The sequence below is a fragment of the Trueperella sp. LYQ141 genome (assembly GCF_046599555.1).
Lineage (GTDB): Bacteria > Actinomycetota > Actinomycetes > Actinomycetales > Actinomycetaceae > Trueperella.
The window spans coordinates 160,917-182,238 of record NZ_JBKIWQ010000007.1 but is presented as its reverse complement, the minus strand read 5'-3'; the positions used below and the strand labels follow the sequence as shown (position 1 = coordinate 182,238).

Annotated in this window: 10 protein-coding genes; 6 read left to right on the top strand and 4 right to left on the bottom strand. The window is 53.6% G+C overall.

The genetic code is table 11. The features are described 5' to 3' along the window. From ACLHIJ_RS06995 to ACLHIJ_RS06980, 4 genes are all read right to left on the bottom strand, one after another. On the bottom strand, window positions 1-2,045 hold a 2,045-nt coding region (locus ACLHIJ_RS06995; protein ID WP_411298800.1), incomplete at its 3' end, for a Rib/alpha-like domain-containing protein. Window positions 2,046-2,976: 931 nt separating this feature from the next. Next, window positions 2,977-5,601, bottom strand: coding sequence for a VaFE repeat-containing surface-anchored protein (locus tag ACLHIJ_RS06990; RefSeq protein ID WP_411298799.1), 2,625 nt, complete (start codon window positions 5,599-5,601; stop codon window positions 2,977-2,979). A gap of 207 nt (window positions 5,602-5,808) precedes the next feature. Continuing rightward, window positions 5,809-5,940: a hypothetical protein gene (locus ACLHIJ_RS06985; protein ID WP_411297558.1), complete on the bottom strand. Its 132-nt coding sequence runs from the start codon at window positions 5,938-5,940 to the stop codon at window positions 5,809-5,811. 478 nt (window positions 5,941-6,418) lie between these two features. Then, on the bottom strand, window positions 6,419-12,049 hold the full coding sequence (locus tag ACLHIJ_RS06980) for a beta-N-acetylglucosaminidase domain-containing protein (protein WP_411298798.1): 5,631 nt from the start codon (window positions 12,047-12,049) through the stop codon (window positions 6,419-6,421). A 484-nt stretch (window positions 12,050-12,533) separates the two neighbouring features. Here ACLHIJ_RS06980 and ACLHIJ_RS06975 point away from each other — a divergent pair, with 484 nt between their 5' ends. From ACLHIJ_RS06975 to ACLHIJ_RS06950, 6 genes are all read left to right on the top strand, one after another. Beyond that, window positions 12,534-13,493 (top strand): sugar-binding transcriptional regulator, encoded by a 960-nt coding sequence (locus ACLHIJ_RS06975; RefSeq protein ID WP_411297556.1) that lies wholly within the window; start codon window positions 12,534-12,536, stop codon window positions 13,491-13,493. 518 nt (window positions 13,494-14,011) lie between these two features. Beyond that, complete coding sequence (gene deoC, locus ACLHIJ_RS06970; protein WP_411297555.1) at window positions 14,012-14,653, top strand: deoxyribose-phosphate aldolase; 642 nt, start codon at window positions 14,012-14,014, stop codon at window positions 14,651-14,653. A gap of 1 nt (window position 14,654) precedes the next feature. Beyond that, the gene (gene fucP, locus ACLHIJ_RS06965) at window positions 14,655-16,040 is read left to right on the top strand and encodes an L-fucose:H+ symporter permease (protein ID WP_411297554.1); all 1,386 of its coding nucleotides are present in this window, start codon (window positions 14,655-14,657) and stop codon (window positions 16,038-16,040) included. A 16-nt stretch (window positions 16,041-16,056) separates the two neighbouring features. Beyond that, the gene (locus ACLHIJ_RS06960) at window positions 16,057-17,073 is read left to right on the top strand and encodes an aldose 1-epimerase family protein (protein WP_411298797.1); all 1,017 of its coding nucleotides are present in this window, start codon (window positions 16,057-16,059) and stop codon (window positions 17,071-17,073) included. 4 nt (window positions 17,074-17,077) lie between these two features. Beyond that, window positions 17,078-18,004, top strand: a complete 927-nt coding sequence (gene rbsK, locus ACLHIJ_RS06955; protein ID WP_411297552.1) for a ribokinase — start codon at window positions 17,078-17,080, stop codon at window positions 18,002-18,004. Between the two features lie 438 nt (window positions 18,005-18,442). Further along, complete coding sequence (locus tag ACLHIJ_RS06950) at window positions 18,443-21,214, top strand: DEAD/DEAH box helicase family protein (RefSeq protein ID WP_411298796.1); 2,772 nt, start codon at window positions 18,443-18,445, stop codon at window positions 21,212-21,214. Window positions 21,215-21,322 lie beyond the last annotated feature (108 nt).

Sequence of the window (21,322 nt, the reverse complement as noted above, 5' to 3'; positions counted from 1 at the left end):
ACCGTGATCTTACCCGTCACCGTCTCCGTAGACTTATCCGGATAGGTCACCTTGATCGTCACATCCTGATCACCAGGCGTATCACTCTTCGGAGTAACCGGATTACCATCAGCATCCACATACTCAAAAGACGTACCCGACGGCAAATCAGCCTTGTTCTTAATCATGTCACCAGCAGCCGGAACCGGATCACCCTTCTTGATCGACTTATTCTCGACCTCAGGCGTGTACTTCTCCGCATCCTTCTTACCAGCATCCGGATCGGTCACCGTGATCTTACCCGTCACCGTCTCCGTAGACTTATCCGGATAGGTCACCTTGATCGTCACATCCTGATCACCAGGCGTATCACTCTTCGGAGTAACCGGATTACCATCAGCATCCACATACTCAAAAGACGTACCCGACGGCAAATCAGCCTTGTTCTTAATCATGTCACCAGCAGCCGGAACCGGATCACCCTTCTTGATCGACTTATTCTCGACCTCAGGCGTGTACTTCTCCGCATCCTTCTCGGTAACTTCGTAGGTTGCACCGTAGGTGCCCTCGGCAGTGATCTTGTCACCATCGCCAGGCAGAGCCGGATCCCAAGCCTTGAAGGTCTTGCCATCCGCTGTCGGGTTAGCCGGCAGCTTGCCAGAATCCTTCAGCTCCTTACCCGTCAGTTCCTTCTTGACATCCAGGTACTTCTTGGTAACAGGCTGACCGTCAGCACCATCGCCGAACTTGCCTTCCTTCGCATCGAAGGTCAAACGGACGTAACCTTCAGGAGTTGGCTTGGACGGATCATCAACAACAATCACCGGATCGGTGGTCGGTGCGACATCATCGGTGTACAGCACAGTGTACGTGCCTTCGCTTTCGATCTTCGTAGCACCAGTCGGCAATGCCGGATCCCACTTGTCTACCTTCTTACCCGATGGAGGAACGATCTGGTCGTTTGCAGGAACACGATCCTTGAATTCGTCTCCTGTGGTGCCCTTCTTGACGTAGTATTCCTTGGTCTTGGCGGTCTTATTGCCAGTCTCCTTGAAGGAACCGTCGCCAGAGTTAAGGGTGACCTTTACGTACTGATCCTTGTACTCATCCGTGCCCAGCTTCTTCTTCCACTCTTCGTTCGCCGGAACGACGATAGGCTCGAAGTACTGAACGTCAGCGCGGATGAAGTTATCGTTGTGATCGAAGGACTTGTACACGGCTGCAACAGAGGGTTCTGCATGTACGCCGGTGTAGGCCGGATCAGGAACAGTGCGGAACACCATGTGAACTTCGGCGTTCTGCTTAGCGGTTTCGCCACCGTTCTTGTAGTTCACCGAGAACGTGGCGGAAGCACCGTTGGAGTCACTACCAACGTGACCTTCACCCCAGTAGTGAGTCACACCGAACTTGCCTTCAGGGCCGAAAGAATCGCCATAACGATCCCAGAAAGAGATATCGCCCTGACGCGGCTGTGAACCTTCGTTAGACGGAGAAGCCTGGATTTCCGAAGACTGGCGGATAAAGGCACCCAGGGAGCTAAACTGCTTACCGAAGGTGTTAATGATACGAACTGAATGAATATCATTATCCGTATCTTGCTGCTCTACTAGGTAGAAGCCGTTACGCAGATACTGCGTATCGCCATCGGTGGTGTGGTGAAGCAATGGGCGCAACTCTTCCTTAGTATCTACGCCCTCTTTACCCGTCAGTGAAACCACGGCGGTACTTGTGCCGACAACCGCCGGATTTTCTACCTTGGCTTCCTTCCAGTTAACAGTGATACCGATATTCTCCGGATCAAGCTTCAAACCCTTGGAAACAATAATGCTGAACCAAGGATCTGAAGTGGCCCAATACGTGGTATTTGTTGTGCCAGGCTCTAGCGGACCTTGATTAAAAACGGCTTCCCATTCGATCATGCCTTTGTCATCAGGCTCACTCTTCTGAATAATCTGAGCGCCGTTCTTAATGTAGTCATATTTCTTTTCGGCTAGAGCAGTTTCACTATTGGAGCTAGCTCCATAGTGAGTGCGCGTACCGAAATCGTGACCCTGCTTATAGGTCACATCACCAATTTTTACAGTACTACCAGGATCGGCAGCCTGCGCAGGCGCAGCCCCCCCCTGGTAGCAGGAAGTGCCCCGTGGACAATGCCACGGCCGCTGCTGCTACACCAGCAACGTACTTCCTTGCGGAACGTCTAATCACTTATTACCTCCATTGGATAGAAGTATCCTCTGCACTCGTCATTGTTACAGCTTCAACTGTTAGTGTCTACTGCTTTTCAAATGGTAATACGCACAAGGTGGAAATACCCGCTCCTACCAGCACTTTTACTTATTTTCGCAAGAAAATTATGCGCTATACCACATGGGTAAAATAAGATTTGAACCAAACAAATCGCATCTTTTTTATGCTGGTAAGAACGTTAACTCTTTATATGTTTCACTTACGCAGGCACAGCATTACACAAACCGTGCTACCATACACTATTTTTCCGTTTTACCCGTCAGCAGCATAGTCAATAATTCATTACCTTGGCGACAGGATTTGACACTCGCGTCAGATAAAATAGTTCGCTTAACTCCTAATGGGAATAATTACCTTCTGCGAGCGCGGAAACAACAAGACAGGAGCGCATGAAAAGCATAGATATACTCATACCGGGAAATCACAGGACACAGACCGTTACACCGCACGCAAAACCGCAGGTACTACAACACCAGGTAGCTAGAGTAAAAAAAATAGGCGTTCTTTTTAGGTTTTATTTATTCTTTTGCTGCCACTTCGCTATCCTTCTCCGTATTATTTCCTAGTATTTTTCAATACCTGGTAATCGTGCAATTACAGCACACATTGTGCGATACCACATCGCCTTGTGGAGCTCAGATAACACATGAGGGGCAGGAGAGCATGTGAGAAACATGCACTCCCACCCCTCGGTGGTTTTACCTCACCACTAGAACCTCAACAAGGCCCTAGAGTTTCGCAGGTAAATTACTGCGCGTACTGGCGACGAGCAGCCCGAATAGCAAGGAATACTCCTCCGAGAGCCGATAAGAGAACCGCCGCAAGGCCCATTCCCATAACTTCGGCGCCGCTATGAGCAAGCACTTCGCCATCCTCAGGCGTTCCTGGCTTCTGCGGAGTATTGGGGGACGGATTGCCCGGTTTCTCCGGAGTGTTTGGCGCAGGATTACCTGGCTTGCTGGGCTTATCAGGCGACGGATTGCCTGGCTTTTCCGGAGTATTCGGAGCAGGCGGCACAGGCGCCTCAGGCTTAACCTTCACCGTCTGAGACTTATCCGAGGCATCCTCATGCTTAACCACATGCGGACCAGCCCCATCCCCAGAACCAACAAGATTCTCCGTCGAGCTCGCCGACTCAAAGACCACATACGTCTTACCCGGCTCCAACTTCACCCCAGCAAAAACCACATCAACAGTGCCATCAGCACCATCAACAACCTTCTTCACCGACGCCGAAGCCACAACCTTCGCATCCGAACCATCCGACGAAGCACCCAACTCCATCAAACGACCCGCAAACGTATACTCCTTACCCGCAGCAAGACCCGCAAAATCAACATGATCCACAACATCCACCGCAGCCGACGCATCCACCTCAACCGGAGCATCCACCGACGCACGCTTACCACCAACATCAACCGTCGTCTTCAACGAACCAGCCAACGGCACAGGCTTAAACGTATTCGTGATGTTCGCCAGATTCTGGCTATCCGGATACGTCACCTTTGCAACAAGCTCGCCCGTTTCCTTATTGAGCGTGACGGCAACATGAATGGTAACCGGCTCTGAATAGGTCAAATCTGCGACCTGCGGCGCATCATCATCGACAACTTCAGCAATCTGATAGATGACCTCCGTCGGCTTGGTGAATACCAAGTTTTCGAACGTCACCGGATCACCATTGGTGACAATGATGGAATCCTTGCCATTTTCCGGCATTGGCGCATACTCCGTCTGTGCTGACAGAACAAACTTGAACTTGTCATTAGCAGCGAAGTTACGACCAGCGATAATCTTCTTCGCTACCAGATTCACAGAAACCGGCTTCATCTTTTCAAAGCGGTACGTCTGCTGCTTATCCTTCGGATCCGTGTGAGAAGCCAAAGCTAACTTCTTCGACTCATCAGTGACGTCCTTATTATCAGCAGTCAGCTTCACATCCTGATCGGCAAGATACAAATACTCATAGAATACGTAGGACTTGCTATATTCGGCATTTTGCTGCGGAGTAACTGCGTAGTACGAACCAGAGCCGTCCTTTTCCTGCGGAGTAAACGCCTCGTGTACCACAGCAGTAATCGGAGAAACCGCGCCATCGGCAGCAACCTCGTTTAGCACCGTGACGATCTTGTACTTCTTCTGCGGATCAAGACCGGAATACTGCACCTGATCGGTTGGGGAGAGAGGGCTATGCAGTTCTTCATCATCGAGGTAAACAACTGCTTCTTTATCGGCTGTCGCGTCCTCACCTGAAACCCGCGCGGTCGTTCTGAGCGCAATAGGCGTATTCGTCGTTCCGTTCTTCAACGTAACAATCGAAAGCCCCTCACCAGGAGCAACATCTACCTTGCCAACCGGATCGCTGGTTGCAGTGACCTTGCCCTGCGCATCAACTTCAACAGTAAAGGTGCGCTTGGTATAGCCAGCCGGAACCGTCTTTTCTTCGATGTAATAGGTATTCGCTTGCTCCAGATCAACCGTGACGCCTTCTGGAGTGACGTCATAGACCTTATCGAAGAGAACCGTGCCGTCATTATCAGCCTTAGACTTGGCGTAAACGCGAATAGAGACGCCGTCGAGCGGCTGGTTCGTCGTCTCGTCAATCTTCTTGAACGTAATCTTCGCTTTCTTCGGCTCTGGCTTGTTCTCATTGGTCGAAGCGTTAAACACCGACACGAGATCCTGGTACTTATTTCCACCCTTCAACTCATCCGTATGGAAATAGTTCACCTTGTAATCAATCGGGGCATCCGGCAACTTGTTCCCAAGATCGAGCAGATAGTCATAGGCAATCTTCACGTTCTTGTTCGGCCACGAGAAGCCCTCAGTGCTCATGCCGTCGGTGTAGTACCACAGCGCATACTGGGTTGCCTCACGGAATTCATCATCCGTAATCTTATTCTCGGTCTGCCATTTCGAATCATCAGCATTGTGGAAACCGTGATAAAGCACCTTCTTAATTGCACGAAGGTTGGCATCCTGCCCCTTGTTACGCAAAACGCTATCTTTAATGAGCTTATCTGACGGGGTGAAACGCCAATACTTCTGCGCGCCCGTCCACATACCAGTCGGCTCATCGTAAGTCATATCTTTGCCGTAGTGCTCTTTCAAGTTGTACGGCATCTCGTAATCTTTGTGCAGGCAGTAGGCCACTGAATAGGAATCAGATTCCAGACCTTTACCCTTGTTACCGCACTCATCGGGGTTCTTACGGCACTGGGTAACATTCTGCACCCATAACGTCAGGTCGAATCCATCGCCCGTATGTGACGAATTATCATCACGGAACGCAATGAACTCGTTGTTATCGTCGCGAGTTGCGCCCTTGATTTCTGGCGGAGTCGCCGCATGACCAGGTGCAACGCTCACCACGGCCACATTAAACACCAATGCGCACAGAAACACTAAAGCCGCAACGGCCTTTAGAATCCTATGCTGCATCAGAGGTGTTTTCCTCAATGAAGAAAAATACATGTGCTCACCTTTGACAAGAAATAAAATCAGTCGATTTAGAATAACGCACCGAAGAAAATCCCCGCAACACTTTCGACCGCTCCGAAATCTTCAGAAAAGAACGCATTATCGCAGGTCATATGCGGTTTCTTGGAGCATGACGGGTGGATGGCAAGGAAGATCACCGTCGCATCCACCAGTACCGAGAAAATCCAACTTTTTCAGCAGTACCACAACGAAAACGCGGGGCAGAGCCACAGAGACTCTCCTAGTTCAAAGTTACCTCGCGCCAACATACAACCCAGCTTTTCCAGCTCTTCGAATTTCAGTGGGAGGTAGAGATAAAAGGTGTGAAGATAGTTCGCTTATTTATCTCTATCCCTGGCCTCTTTTTCGCCTACTCACCTCCCCCCCCCCGAGCTATAGAAGAATTCGGTGGGCGGGTTTAGCCCCAGGGCGTTCGGTAACGTTCGGCAACTTTTGGCATGCTGGAGTTCGCGTGCCATCGGAAGCCTTGCCTATTGGATGATCTGCCCCATTGGGGTGTTAGGCTATGGGGCATTTTGTATGGGCGGGTATTAATTAGGGCATAAAGGGATCTGGCGTGGTGTACTTCGTGCCACTGGATGCGATTGCCATCGGGATGCTCCCGCCACCTCTCCGAAACATTGCGAAAAAGAAAAGCCAGGGCATCGACGCGAGTCGATGCCCTGGCTTACCTAGGCGTTATAAGGCCTTAACCTTGATTGCGACGAGAGCGCACCGTGAGCAATGCGAGCCCGAGCGCAACAGCCAAACCAGCACTTAGCGCAACGGGCAGCGCCGCCATACCAGTGTGGCTCAAATGCGATCCACCGGAATGGGAACCTGCAGGTTTGCCCGAGGGTGGTACAACCGCCCCAGACCCTGGAGTATTCGGCTGCCCCGAAGCCCCTCCGCCGGTTTCGACCTTCACCAAAGCCGCAACCGCTTTCTCAAAGGCTGCGCGCGCCACCTCATAGTCATACGTGCTGACGTTCTTAGGATCCTTAGCGAGATCCACCAGATGCGCATAAGCCGCCTGATACGGAGCATAAGATTCCGGCGTGTATAGCGCAGGATCCACAACCGAAATACCGGCAACATATCCTGGCAGCTCCTTCGCCCAGAACGTCAACGCAGCCTTTGCCGCGTCAATATCAGCAATACGCTGTGCAATCTGCTCCGGCGTGCCCGACTTCAGCAACTGAGCAATACCCACCACCAGCGGTTCCGTCTGCCCAGCATCACTCGTCAACACAGCCAAAGGCGCAAAACTGGACGTCGTGTACGGCTCCGGATCCAGACGAGAAATCTCTGCCAGCTTAGCCTTCAAAGCCACCACGCTAACCAACGCATCCCGCGCTGCTGTAGCCTCCTGGGCAGTCCCCGTGCCGTCCTTCAACTTAGCAATAGCGTCCTTCACAGCCTGGTAGCTATCCGTCGTGTAATCATCCGGATTGAGCTTCTCCAGTTCGGCAATCAACGCAGAATTATCCTTGGAAACCAAGACAAGCTGGGATTCCGTCTCCTTTAGCTTCTGCAACGCCGCACTCACTTGCTCGCGCGTACCATTAACCAGTGCGCTTTCCGCGTCCTTACGCGCCTGAGCGTACGGCGCCCAAGACTGCGCAGTGTAATCCGCTTCCTTGTGCTCATGCTGAAGCTGCGCCCGCAACTCCACCACGTTCACCAAATTCGCTACCGCCTGGCGATACGCCTCACGCATATTCTTAAACTCTTGCGGAGTGTAGACGTGTGCGTCAGCCGGCTTATCTTTCGCTAATGCTTGGTCAATCTGCTTCTTCGCCTCAACTACCGCGTTATATGACTCCTGCGTGTAGTCCTCAGCCTTGAACGACGCAAAATCACCAACCGACCGCTCGGTCTCCTCACGCTGGAACACCGAATAAGCCAACTGCTGGCGAGACTTCGTGAGATCATCCAAAAGCTGTTGCGCTTGCGCCCGCGACAAATCCGGATTCTCTAAACCACGACGAGCCGCCTCAACAGCCAGATCGTACGTCGCATACGTATTGCCAGTATAGAAATGCTCATCATTGCTGACCTTTTCATCAACCAGCTTACGCAGTTGCGCCTTCTGCTCATCGGTCGCCTTCAGTTCAGCCGTCTTAGCAAACTCCTGAACCGCTTTCAACATGTAATCCACGGTCGCTTCCGAGGCCTGCGGGCTGTCGAGCACGCCCTGAGCACGGGTCACTAAATCCTGATAGCTGGCCCGAGCCTGCTGCGTCCAATCCGCCTGCGGCTCCTTAGCGATCTCCTGAGTGAGCTTATCTTTCGTCTCCTGCGTCGCCACAGGTGCCGACGGCAACACAATCAGCTCGGAAATCTCCGGCAACTTATCCGCCCACTCCAGGCGAACATCCAAAAGCTTCATATCTGCCGGAATCGTGAACTCGTTGAACGACTGCTCTAGAGTCCCCAAAGTTATCTCGCGCACCTCACCCGAGGCCGCCATTACCCGAGCCTTCACCGTAGCCCGCGACGGCTCGCCACTTTGCAGTAACCGGACCGCCTGGACGTTACTCGGATCAGACAAGGCATACGTCAAATGACCATTGGCCGCCGACGGCTTATACGTCGTCTGTAAATCACCATCAAGCATGTAACTCGGCTGGTGACCCGGCTCTTCAATCACTGAGGAACTAAAAGCCGCATTCGTTTCCGGAGAAACATAAGCCCCCTGGTTAACAACAACCTCATTGAAACGCAAAGCCCGGTTCGGATAGTTCGCGTCAATCCGGAACCGTAAATACCGACCCGCGACCCCTTGGTCATTGTTAATGTTGTCATCACCGTAATACAAGACGTTCGGATGGTTAGAATCCACCTTCTTATTCGGATCGTTAATTGAACCAAACGCAGTTTCCCGATCGGTATCAGTTACCCCATCACCAATCGTCAGAACGTCCGTCCACGGGCCTGTCGGACTTGTGCCGATTTGCAAGGTGGTATCGCGAATGTAATCCACTTCAGTATCTGCCGTATAAACCCGCAGACTCTTAACCGTTATGTTCTGGCCAAGATCATAAACAGCGTCATTTCCTGCCACCGGCATGCCACCAAACTTCGTAGCGGTGGCCATTGACTTATCAAAGCCGGCGCCGTTGTTACGCGCATCGCCCCACCCGCTCGTGGTAGCAATCGTCGAAGAAACCAGCTTGCCCATCGGCCCAACCGTCAGGAAATCCACGACGAAAGGCTCCACCTTAAGTGCCCGATCCTGCTGACCAGTATTAATCGCACGCACGAAACGCGCCGTCTTTCCTGGCAACTGCGCCACCGGCACATCGCTCCACTCTAAACCATTATTAGAGATCTGCACGGTGATTCCATCAGCCGGAGATAGCCCGATCTCAGCGGCCTTAATCGTGCGAATATTCCCGAAATCCAAGCCCAGATACTTACCCGGAGCGAGCACAACATCACCCGCACGCAACGTGGACTGCTCATCGGTGAGCGTTGCGGAGAACTTCGCATTGTCAATATTGGTGTAGACCGACTTCGGAGAATCCGTCGATACCGGAGCAAAGACGGCCATCTCCTGCAAACGCCACCACACGTTCTTCCCTTGCAACAAGCGGATACGCACATATTGCGCTGTTGCATTGCCAGTTAGCGTCTGTTCTGTCACGTCGCGAACGTCAGCAAACTTCGTCCACAACGCGCCATCCGAGCTGACTTCCACAACCGCCTGCGAGGGACGATCCCCCGGCGCGGCCTTATCTCCGTGGGTCAGTTCAATCGAACCAATCGGCTTTGCCTCGCCAAGATTCAGCACAACTGCACCATTTTGCGGGATATTATCCTTACCATCCGCATTGCGCAGCCAGACGGCTGAATCCGTTCGCCCATCACTTGCCGCGGCAACCGCACCCGGCGATCCAGGGGCAACCACTAACCCCTCTAGCGTCACTGCGGTTACCGGATACTGCTGATGTGCCGGAGTCACTGGGATATTAACGTCAATCCCCTTGATTCCCAGCCACAAATCATCACCATTATCCTTCGTCGCGATAAGGCGGATGCCCTCCACATCGGTCAAGCCCAATCCGCTCGCCACGATCGGATCAGTCGAATTGCGCGGGCGTTCAAAGACCTGCCCTGATACGTCGGTCCAATCCCCACCAGCCTTCTTGACCTGCAACTTTGAATAGTAGAAATGATTCTTTCCACCCTCGAACGCAAAGCGCACCGAGTCAACCGTATGCGGTTTACTGAAAGTCACGCCCACGTAGTCGTTCTTGTACAAGAAGTTCGGATCCGTGAACGTCGCTACCGTGCCCAAATCCCCGTCAAGGATATTGTCAATCGTTCCCCGACTCGGCTTAGTAAAGACGTTACTGATATATGACGTCTGTACGGCATCTGGCGCGCTAACCTGCTGCACTCGACCAGCTACCCAGGAATCAAGATCGCGCAAGAACGGGACGATATGCTGCACCCCGACCTCAGCCCGCTCATAATGATCGACATAGAAGAACTGATGGCTCTGCGAAGCGCTAAATGCCGCCTTGGCATCCGCAGCTTTCGTCAGCAATAACGGCGTATTACCCGCTAATGCCGCATCCACCGCATCGAGATACGTCAGACCAGCCCGCATGGTATCGTCCCAGGAATCCATCCAGGGCGCCATCTGCTCATTCGCATCGCGAGCCGAATAATCCCCGCCAATATCGCCCAACAGATCCCGATTTCCGCTCTCGCGGAAGGTCCGTGCCGCCTGAGCCAGACGGGCAAACTGTTCGCGTACCTGGGCAACATCCTGCGAGGTGACGGTGTTGTCCTTCAGTTTGGCAGCTACCCCCGATAGCAGATCACGCAACTCCACTGATTCTTGGAGTACGCGCACTCGGCTATCCATCGCCTGATTAATCATGTGCTTCGACAGCTCATGCAGGGCATCTGAAGCGGGCGTGCGCAACGCAGAATTATGATCGACGAAGGCAAACGAGGCCTGCCACGCCCGATCTGCTTCCTCGGCAGTATCCCAAATATGCCACGAATACGCAGCATTACCGAAAATCGCCACCTTAGATGGTTCGGATTGCTGCATAGGGTTCAATACGATACCGCGAATATTCTCTGGGCTCACCGCAGGCTGCAAGAAATCCGCATAACCTCCCATAATCAGATGCCGCTTCGAGTTATCGGTACACGGCCAATTGATCCACATGTACGGGCCGCGCTTGGCATTATTCGTGAACGTATTAGTGAAGCCCTGGCTGACCTCACCCCAGATTTTTCCGCCCGTCATGACGATTTCTGTATTCGGCGGCATCTTCTGCATGTACGCCTGGTTTCCGACCCCGCCGTATTCCACCGGGCAGAACGGGATCGTCAACTTCAAATCTGGATACTGCTTCTGCTTTTCCTTTAACCATTCCGTTAAATCAGTAATCAGCCGGACGTAGTTATCGCCCCCGAAATTCGCCGCGTCATCAGCCAAAACCGCGATCTGGCGAACACCAGCGTCAATAACCTGGCCATACTTCGTCGTCAGAATCTTAAAATCGGCCTCATAGTTTTGATCGAAACGGATCGGAGAATTCATAAACGGATGCAAAGCATAGACGAATCGCGTCTTTGAGGCATTACCGGCGTCAGCCAGTGGGCGAATCTTCGTCTGGATTTCCTCTGGAGTGTAGAGTTCCCGCCAGTTGCGGTTGTGCTTTGGATCGTCCTTTGGCGCATAGAAATACGAATTCAGCTTGTAATATCCGGCCCAATGCATCAGGTTAATGCGGTCCTGATTCGACCACGGATTCCCGTAGTATCCCTCAATAAAGCCACGGCTAGCCACATCTGCCCAGTCATTGACGTGGAAGTTACGAATTGTGCGGCTATCAATCTGGGCAACGACGTGATAGAGGGTCGTCAAGCCGTAAAATGCCGAATCCGTATCCTTTCCTAAGACGGAAATGACGCCATTTGCCGAGCTGAGGTAGTAGCCGTCAATTTTATCGAAGGTCGCCGTATCGACCCCGCCTGCAGCCATAATGGCCTGCTCGGCCGGACCACCCGAACCATGCACGCCGACGTAGATCGTCGTTCCCGTGCCCGCTGTGGTGGACTGGGTAACCGGCAGTTTCTTCAACGCGGCAATTTCTTCAAGTCGAGCCTTCGTCGCCGCATCAATCTGCGGATCGTAAACGACGGTAATATCACCCAGAATATAATCGCCGTCATCATAGGTAAGCGATTGCGGCGTGGGATAAATGACGTACTGTGCGTTATCTGCGGGAGCCGCCTGGGCAACCGTTGGGATACCGAATCCCAACAGGAACACGCTGGCCATCGCGAGAACGATTATTCTCCGGATCACTTTCTATCACTCCTATGTGAACCTCGCCTGGAGTATGACAACAGGTCGGTGAGTGCCCGTTTTCTTCGTTGAGGTAACGAGCCGAAAAACACTGTCCCTCTTCATGCTACCTGGCGATGGGCGTATCTGCACTCCGCAAGCTAAAAGAGTGATATTGCATTGTGATTTACCGACGTGGGAGGGCGCCAGGATTTGCAGACCGGCAGAATTTACAAACCGTCAGGATTTGCAGGTGCACGCTTCTCTCTCATGCCCGCCACGATTCGCCACCCACAAGCACCTGGCAGGATTCGGATTCACAGCCTAACCAAACCGCCCGATTCCCCACCCAACCGCCAGATACCCCAAACAGCTAGTTAGGCTAACCAAACAACCAAGAAATACCCACACCGCGCGAGCGCATACATACGCCATACCCACCCGCAACGCCCCACATACACGTGCCCATAGCGTGAGCCCGCACCGCAATGGCACAATGGTTAGTATGGCTGGTTCTGGCATGTATCTTTCTCCTCGTGACGTCCAAGCCATTGACGCGGCCAAACTCTATTACGCGGGAATGAACCAAGCCGAGGTCGCCCAGCGCCTCCACGTCTCCCGCCCAACCGTCTCAAAACTCTTAGCCCACGCGGAAAAACGCGGATTCGTTCACGTCCAGGTGCTTGATCCGCGCGAACAAGACGAAACCCTCGTTGAGACCCTCACCCAGCGTTACAACCTGCTGGAACTCACCCTCGTCAATCCGGTGCGCAGCGGCGATGAAGCCCTGCGACGTGCCCTTGGGGAAGCTGGCGCTCGACTATTAAGCGGCTTAATCCGCGACGGTGACATTCTCGGGGTCGTTCCCTCCCGCACAGTTGCCGCAATCTCACACTGTTTAGAGCGGGTAGCCGGACGAGATCTCACTGTAGTTCAAGTCTCCCACGGTCTTACTGATCCACGAGCCACGTCCGGGCAGCCGACCACCATCCAACGCATTGCCGCCGCCTTTAATGCTGAAGCGCTGGCCATGCCGGTGCCCACTTTCGTCACCTCAATCACCGTGCGCAATCGGCTCATGCGCCGCCAAGATTTACGTCGCGTATTGGATACGGCTGCGCGGGCAAGAATTGTGCTCTACACCGTCGGTGATCTGGAGACTAATCGGCATCTCGTTGAACGTAGCCCCTTATCCCCTCGGGATCGCGCCACCCTTTTTGACCGTGCCGTCGGCGATATTTGCTCACGGTTTGTGGACGCAAACGGGCGAATCTGCCTGCCCGATCTCAATAGCCGCACGCTCGGAATCTCCCTGCCAGAGTTGCGACACAAGGAGCAAAAGGTACTGGTTGCTGGTGGGGCATCGAAAGCTGACGTCATCCGAGCCGCATTAGAACACGGCTACGCCAACCGCCTGGTAACGGACGTCAATACTGCCCGCGCGATCGTCTACGGCACGGTATAAGCGGCACACTGGGCAAAACGGACCGTCGCCATTTCGCCATAAGCATATTAATTTTAATAATCCGCCTGCCCACCCTCGCTTTATATTTTATATTTCCGCGTTCTTTTCTCACTGATAGCTACTGCTCTTGCGCGGTTATCCCACCGATATTCCATACGTATTATTACGCTCCCGATTCTGGGCTATGTTTACTCTGTATTCTCGCGCTTCTCGCTGTTCACCGCCCATCCCCACACCTCGACGCATTTTCCGATTGGCTTTCTTTATCCGCTAAAACATCGATCGGTAACCAGCGTTATCCCTCGCTGTTCCTGCGCAAAATCACCAGATTCACCCAGCGGCACAAATGTTCTCCCACGGCACGATCGATCAGATATTTCCCTGACAGCCTCCCAACAACAGCCACTTTTCTTTGAAAAGACGCCAAATCATCGCGAACATCCGAAAAATTGCCCCTCATTCTCATCGCAAACTCGCTTTGTTAGGTTGCTATCACCACGACAGACAAAGGAGTTGACGTGAAGAAATCACTGCTGATTGACCACACGTTATTGCGTGCAGACGCGACACGCGCCGAAATCGACGCCCTATGTGCCGAAGCTATCGACATACAGATGGGAACCGTATGCGTAAATCCATACTGGGTTCCCCGCTGCGTCACAAATCTGCGCGATTCCAACGTCCGAGTATGTACCGTCGTCGGCTTTCCCTTGGGTGCCACCCGCAGTGAAGTCAAAGCCTACGAAACCAGCCAAGCCGTTGAAAGCGGCGCTGACGAGATCGACATGGTTATCAACATCGGCGCAGTCAAAGATGGCGACTGGAACACTGTCGAACACGATATTCGCAGTGTCGTCGAAGCCGCAGGCCAGGCCACCGTCAAAGTCATCTTAGAAACCTGTCTCCTCACAGATGACGAGATCGTTCGAGCCTGCCATGCGGCTGTTCACGCCGGCGCACAGTTCGTGAAAACCTCAACCGGATTTTCCACCTCCGGTGCGGATGCGCACGCCGTTTCCCTCATGCGGGCCACCGTCGGTCCAGATTTTGGCGTGAAAGCCTCCGGCGGTATCCGAACTGCCACCGATTTCCAAACCATGATCGGCGCTGGTGCCAACCGTATTGGCGCCTCCGCCGGCAAGAGTCTCCTGGGAGAATGACATGAGCTCAACGAAAACTCCACAGCCCGCCCCCGCTGGCCTGGCGAATAAAACTTTTGGTTTCATCAAAGACCCATCGCGTCAGCTAGAGGACGCCTACCTCGATAGAACCCCTATCCTTCAATACATCCTGCTCTCCATCTGCTTCCCGATGTGGGGTGCAGCAGCGAGCTTGAACGATATTCTCATCACCCAGTTCAAATCCGTTTTTGAACTGTCAGATTTCGCCTCAGCATTCGTGCAATCGGCGTTCTACGGCGGATATTTCTTCCTGGCGATTCCCGCCTCCCGATTCATCCGCAAGTGGAGTTACAAGTCCGGTATTCTGATCGGCTTAAGCATCTACATCATCGGCTGTACGATGTTCTTCCCCGCTTCACACGTGGCCACCTACGGGGTATTCCTCGCGGCCTTGTTCGCCGTGGCAATTGGTCTATCCTTCCTGGAAACCTCGTGTAACACCTACTCGTCCATGATCGGGCCACGCCGTTTATCCACCTTGCGGCTCAACATCTCGCAAACTTTCTACCCCATCGGCTCAATTTTCGGCACATTACTGGGCAAATACCTGATCTTTGACGAAGGTGAAGCGCTCCACCAGCAGCTATCGAACCTCAGCGCCGCCGAGCGCAGCGAACTGGCCAACGCCATGTTGCAGCGCACCCTCGGCCCGTACCGCTTCATCATTATCGTCTTGGCGATCCTGCTCTTCTTCGTCGCCATCACCCAATTCCCGCACTGCAAGCCGCTGCGTGGCACCCATGAAGTCAAAGCCTCAATCCGCGAGACGCTCAGCTATCTGGCCCACAATGCGCGATTCTGCGAGGGAATCGTCGCCCAGTTCCTCTACGTCGGCATGCAAACCGCCGTATGGTCCTTCACGATCCGGCTCGCCCTGAACCTCGACTCATCGCTGAATGAACGCTCCGCCTCAAACTTCATGATCGGCGCATTCATCGCGTTCTTCGTTGGGAAATTCATCGCCAATATCCTCATGACGAGATTCAACGCCGACCTGGTCCTCATCGGATACTCTGCTGCGGGCGTCCTGGCTCTGATCTACGTCATCTTCGTTCCCAATATGACCGCGGTATATGCCGCCATCATCACCTCTGGACTGTTTGGCCCCTGCTGGGCAACCATCTACTCGCGCACGCTCGATTCCATTGACGATAAGCGTCACACTGAAACCGGCGGAGCTGTGATCGTTATGTCCATCATCGGTGGCGCCGTCTTGCCTGCCGTGCAAGGCTTCGTCTCTGACAAAGTTGGCTCAATGCAGACCGCTTTCTGCGTCTCCCTGTTCTGCTTTGCCGCCGTGCTGATCTATTTCATCCGCCAATATCGCGCCGGACACAACGATTCCTCCGTCAGTGCCACAAAGTAATCCAAAAGGAGAGATCATGCTTACTATCCCATTACATCGCGCGGATTTCACTGAGGGTGTGCGCACCTTTGCTCGCACCGACGAATTCAGCGTCACCGGAACACGCTACCCCAAAGGGATCGAATCCCTCACGATCACCAACTCCCGAGGATACGTGGAAGTTCTGCCCTATATGGGGCAAATCATCTGGGACGCCGAGTTCGATGACGTCAGTTTGCGCATGACGAATATGTTTAGCGCTCCACAACCCTGCGCAGAAATCTCTGATACCTATGGTTGTTTCGCATTCCATTCCGGTCTACTTGCCGGTGGCTGCCCCAGCCCTGAGGATACCCACCCGCTGCACGGAGAATTCCCCACTGCCAGCATGGATGAGGCGTGGCTGGAAATTGACGAAAACAGCGTCCGTATCGTCTCGTCTTATGAGTATGTGCGCGGATTCGGACACCACTATCGGGCTACCCCGTCTGTCGTATTGCGCAGCGGATCATCCCTGTTCGATATTGATTTGGCGGTGACGAATCTATCGGCATACGCCCCAATGCCTCTGCAATACATGTGCCACATGAACTATGCCTTCGTGGAAAACGGGGTACTGCACGAATCCATCCCCGCTGACGCTTTCCAATTGCGCCGATCGATTCCTGCCCATGTGACTCCAACTGAGCAGTGGACCCGCATCAACGAGGATATTCTTGCCGGGCGGATCGACTCTCACGATCTATCCGTGGCCACACAATTCGATCCTGAGATCGTCTACTTCGCTGATGATCTTTCGCAGTACGGACGCGAACTCAGCTTCGAGTTGGAACACCCCGATGGCACGCGCTTCGTAACGCGGTTCTCCTCCGAAGATTTCCCCTGTGCGACGCGCTGGATATTGTGTAATCCGGACCAGAAAGTGACCGCTTTCGTCCTGCCCGCAACCTCGCGCCCGGAAGGCTTCCTGGCTGCACAGCGCGCCGGCACACTGATCCACCTGGCCGCCGGTGAAACTAAGACGTTCCACGTCACGACGGGAATTAAGGAGTAAACGCATGGATATTGCAGTTATCGGGTCCAATATGGTGGACCTCATTTCCTACATTGAACGGATGCCCGCAGAAGGCGAAACGATCGAAGCGCCAGATTTCAAACTCGGCTGCGGCGGGAAAGGCGCAAATCAAGCAGTTGCCGCCTCTCGGCTTGGCTCGCAAGTGCTTATGCTGACCCGCGTCGGCAATGACATGTTTGCGGATAATACGATCCGTAACTTTGCGGAAAACGGGATTGATACACGCTACATACTGCCTACCGAAGCGACCTCCGGCGTTGCCCCTATCTTCGTCGATCCGGATTCGCATAATTCGATCATTATCGTCAAGGGAGCTAATGCCATGCTTTCCCCTGAGGATATTGCCAATGCGGCGCAGGATCTGGCCCAGTGTAAACTCATCGTTTTGCAACTGGAGATTCCGCTGGAAACCGTCTATGCCGCTATCCGATTCGGCAAAGAACACGGCATCCCCGTCCTGCTCAATCCCGCGCCAGCTCAACCCGATCTGGTGCTATCCGAGGTCAAAGACTGTGACTATTTCGTTCCGAACGAATCCGAGTTATCACTGCTGACCGGCATGCCAGTCGATAGTATCGACGACGTTCACAATGCCGCACTGGCACTGCTGGATTCGGGGATGAAAAACGTTATCGTCACCCTCGGGGCACGCGGCGTGCTGTGGGTGAGCAAGGATCAAGATGTGCTGTTGCCTGGTACGCCCGTCGATGCCATTGATACCACTGGTGCTGGCGATGCTTTTATCGGCTGCTTCAGCCATCACCTCGTGACCACCGGCGATGTTGAGCAGGCGCTGACGATGGCGAATATCTACGCAGCAGATTCCGTGACGAAACTAGGCACGCAGACTTCGTATGCCACCGCTGAGGAATTCCAGGCATTTATGCAGAAGAATTCTGGTACGGCCTGACGCAAACTGGCTCGGATCGCGTCTGTCGCTCGATGAATACGCCTGACGCGGGAAAATGAGCCTACCGCTGAAAGGATTAGTTGTGGTGGGTCGCATTCGGCATTCGGCTGTAGCTGAATGCCGAATGCGACCCACCACGACATGTGTAAAAGCAACAGAAACCGTAACAGCAGAATCCGGCGCGCTACGCTAAGGAGATAGGAAAATCGCACCCTGACCTAGCCTTCGCTGATTTCTCGGCGCTCATACGTCGGTAAAACCCCCAGATAGCACTTGCCAGGCAACGGAGCTACTCGCAGCCTCACACAATCCGATAGGAGCATAACCAGCCAAACAGTGCGCAGCTTTTCTCACCGCCCGCCCTTCCCCTCAACCTGGTAAAAACAGCCAGCCATCCCAGACGAAGTACCTCGTTATTGCACCGCGTAATATACATACATGGCTTTCTCCAGCACCTTTCCTTCCTACCAATTCACGGGAACATTTCGCAATTATCAGCAGCGGGTCCTCAATCGCATACCCCAACTTCTCGCTGATAAACGCATTCACGTGGTGGCCGCGCCGGGATCTGGAAAAACCATCCTCGGCCTAGAGATGATCTGCCGACTCAACCAGCCAGCCCTCGTCATCGCCCCTACTATCGCCATTCGCGACCAATGGATTGAACGCTTCCGCACCCACTTTGCCGCCCATCCCTCCAACACTCACGCTACAGCCAGCCATTGCTCATCCACCCTGCCTGGGCCCGCCGATTCCTCGGCGCCCTCCTGCGTCAGTTCCCCCACATCGTGCCCACCCGAGCACGTAAACCCGAGCACAACACATGACCTCCCCACGCCAAACGAGCTGTGCTCCACCGATCTACACCACCCTCGGGCGCTAACCGTCGTCACCTATCAGAGTCTCTACAGCGCATTTACCCGCTCACAAGATCCCGAAACCGGAGAGGATTTTGCTGATCTTGACGTCGTTGCCGCCATGCGCGACGCCGGCATCCACACCCTGTGCTTAGACGAAGCTCATCACTTGCGCTCCGCATGGCATCGCTGCCTCATCGCCTTTCGATCTGCTCTGAAAGACGTGACAACCATATCCCTCACCGCCACCCCGCCCTATGACTCCACCGTCAGTGAATGGGGAAAATACATTGACTTATGTGGACCAATTGACGAAGAAATCTCCACCCCAGAACTGGTCGCCACCGGCGATCTATGCCCGCACCAGGATTACATCTACGTCACCCAACCCAGCATAGAAGAATCCGCCCAGATAGCCGCCCTGCACCAGCCAAACGACCGCGCATTGGAAACCGTTATAAAACGCGGCCTTCTTGCGCACATAATGGAAGAATTGACCCGCGCCCTGGAAACGGATAGCGCATTCAACGAGGCACTTGATGACGAAGATAGCTTGTTGCACCTCGTCAATCTGCTCTATGCCGCCGGTTTTGACATCCCGCCCCGCCTCTACTCTTTCTTTCAGCCAGATAACCGCCAGCTTCCACAAGCGAACGCCTTGCAGTTCGTCATTTCGCATCCACATCTATTCCGTGAAGAGACGTACCAATCTGTTGTTGAGGCACTCCGAGCTGAACGCCTACTATCTGGAACCACGATCACCAATCCCCACGATAAGGACATTGCCCGTATTCTCACCTCCTCAGCCACGTTATTGCGGGCCAGCGCCGATATTGCCCAGGCCGAATACGCCGCCCTAGGATCAAACCTGCGCCTGGTGGTGTTAGCCGATCACATTCAGGCCAGCTACAGCAAAGCAATCGGCACTGACGAGCCACTCCTGCACAATGGCGTTATCCCCATTTTTGAGAAAATCCGACGCAGACTCCCACACGACGCCCCACTAGGAGTGCTAACTGGATCGGTGGTCATTGTTCCCGAGTCAATCCTCAATGCTCTGAACATTATCGCCGCACACTACCAGGAGGTAATCTCGAAGGTCACGCCCCTTAAAGCAGGATACGTACAGATCACTTTTGCTTCCGGGACGCGCGGTTCCGTTCGATGTATCACTCACGCTTTTGAATCTGGGCTGCTCATTGGGCTTATCGGAACTGCCGCTCTCCTGGGGGAAGGATGGGATGCTCCACACGCTAATGCTGCTATTTTAGCGACGAAGATTCGCGCCTTTATGCTGACGAATCAGATGCGCGGTCGAGTTATCCGCTCTGCTGGCAGCTCGGAGAAAACCGCCAATATTTGGCATATTGCCAGCTGCCAGCTACCAACTAACCTGATGGCAGAACTCTTCGGGCACCGCGACACCTCCGATGCGGTGTGGTCCTCCCCTGAGATTTCTTCCCTTGCCTCCCGATTCACCACTTTCGTTGCCCCACACGTCGTTGAACCACGTATCGAATCTGGCATCCAGCGCTGCTTTGCCAGCGATCTCTCCACGACGTATCGCAACATCACCAAAGAAAATAACACCATGCTTGCCCGCGCACAGAATCGTAAGGCGATGGCCCAACAGTGGTATCAGGCCTTGGGGAGCGCTGGTGGGGTGCAATTACCGTCATTACTTATGCGGATTCGCTGTGAATTTACTCCACGGATTCGAGTTGGCATCGTGAACTATGTAGAGGTCATTTTTGGTCTGATCGCCAGCGCACTCCTTTTCCTCGCCACGCAGACAACCCGCTTTGTTCGATCCTCCACCGTATGTATGGTCGTCATGCTCGTATGTGCCATTGCTTTTGCTGGGGTTTCCCTATTGCGCTGGTACGTCATGACCCATACATTAGATCCACATCAGCGCTTGCGCCGGCAATCTCACGCGCTTATTCAGACCTTAAAAGAAAGCCAGCTCGTCAGCTCCTATGATCTCGACATCGCGGTAACCAATACCTGCGCTTTCGTTGTTGGCGGCACGATTGCAGAGCGGCTGTTATGCGCCCGCGCCTTAGAACAGCTATATGGGCCGATTGGTAATCCTCGCTATCTTCTCAGCTTGACGCATCAGGGCATCCGGTACCGCACATTTTTCTGCCAAGCCGTACCCGATATTTTAGGGACGAAACGCGAATATGTTGATCTGTTTCTCGCCCATTTGCGCCGCCAAGGGATAGCGATGCAGGCAACGTATCTTCGCACCGATGCCGGTAGGGCTGCCCTTATCCGCGCCCGACGGTATTGCGCCAGTAATATCGCCACCCAGCTTATGCGGATGGTTCGCGAGGTGACCCCACAGTAACTCAGTAATCCAGTAGCTCAGCAGCTCATTAGTTGAGGCGCCCAGTACCTCACGCTAGCCCTAAGGGCTTAGCGGATGCTGGCATATTTGCTGGTGATAACGGTTTTC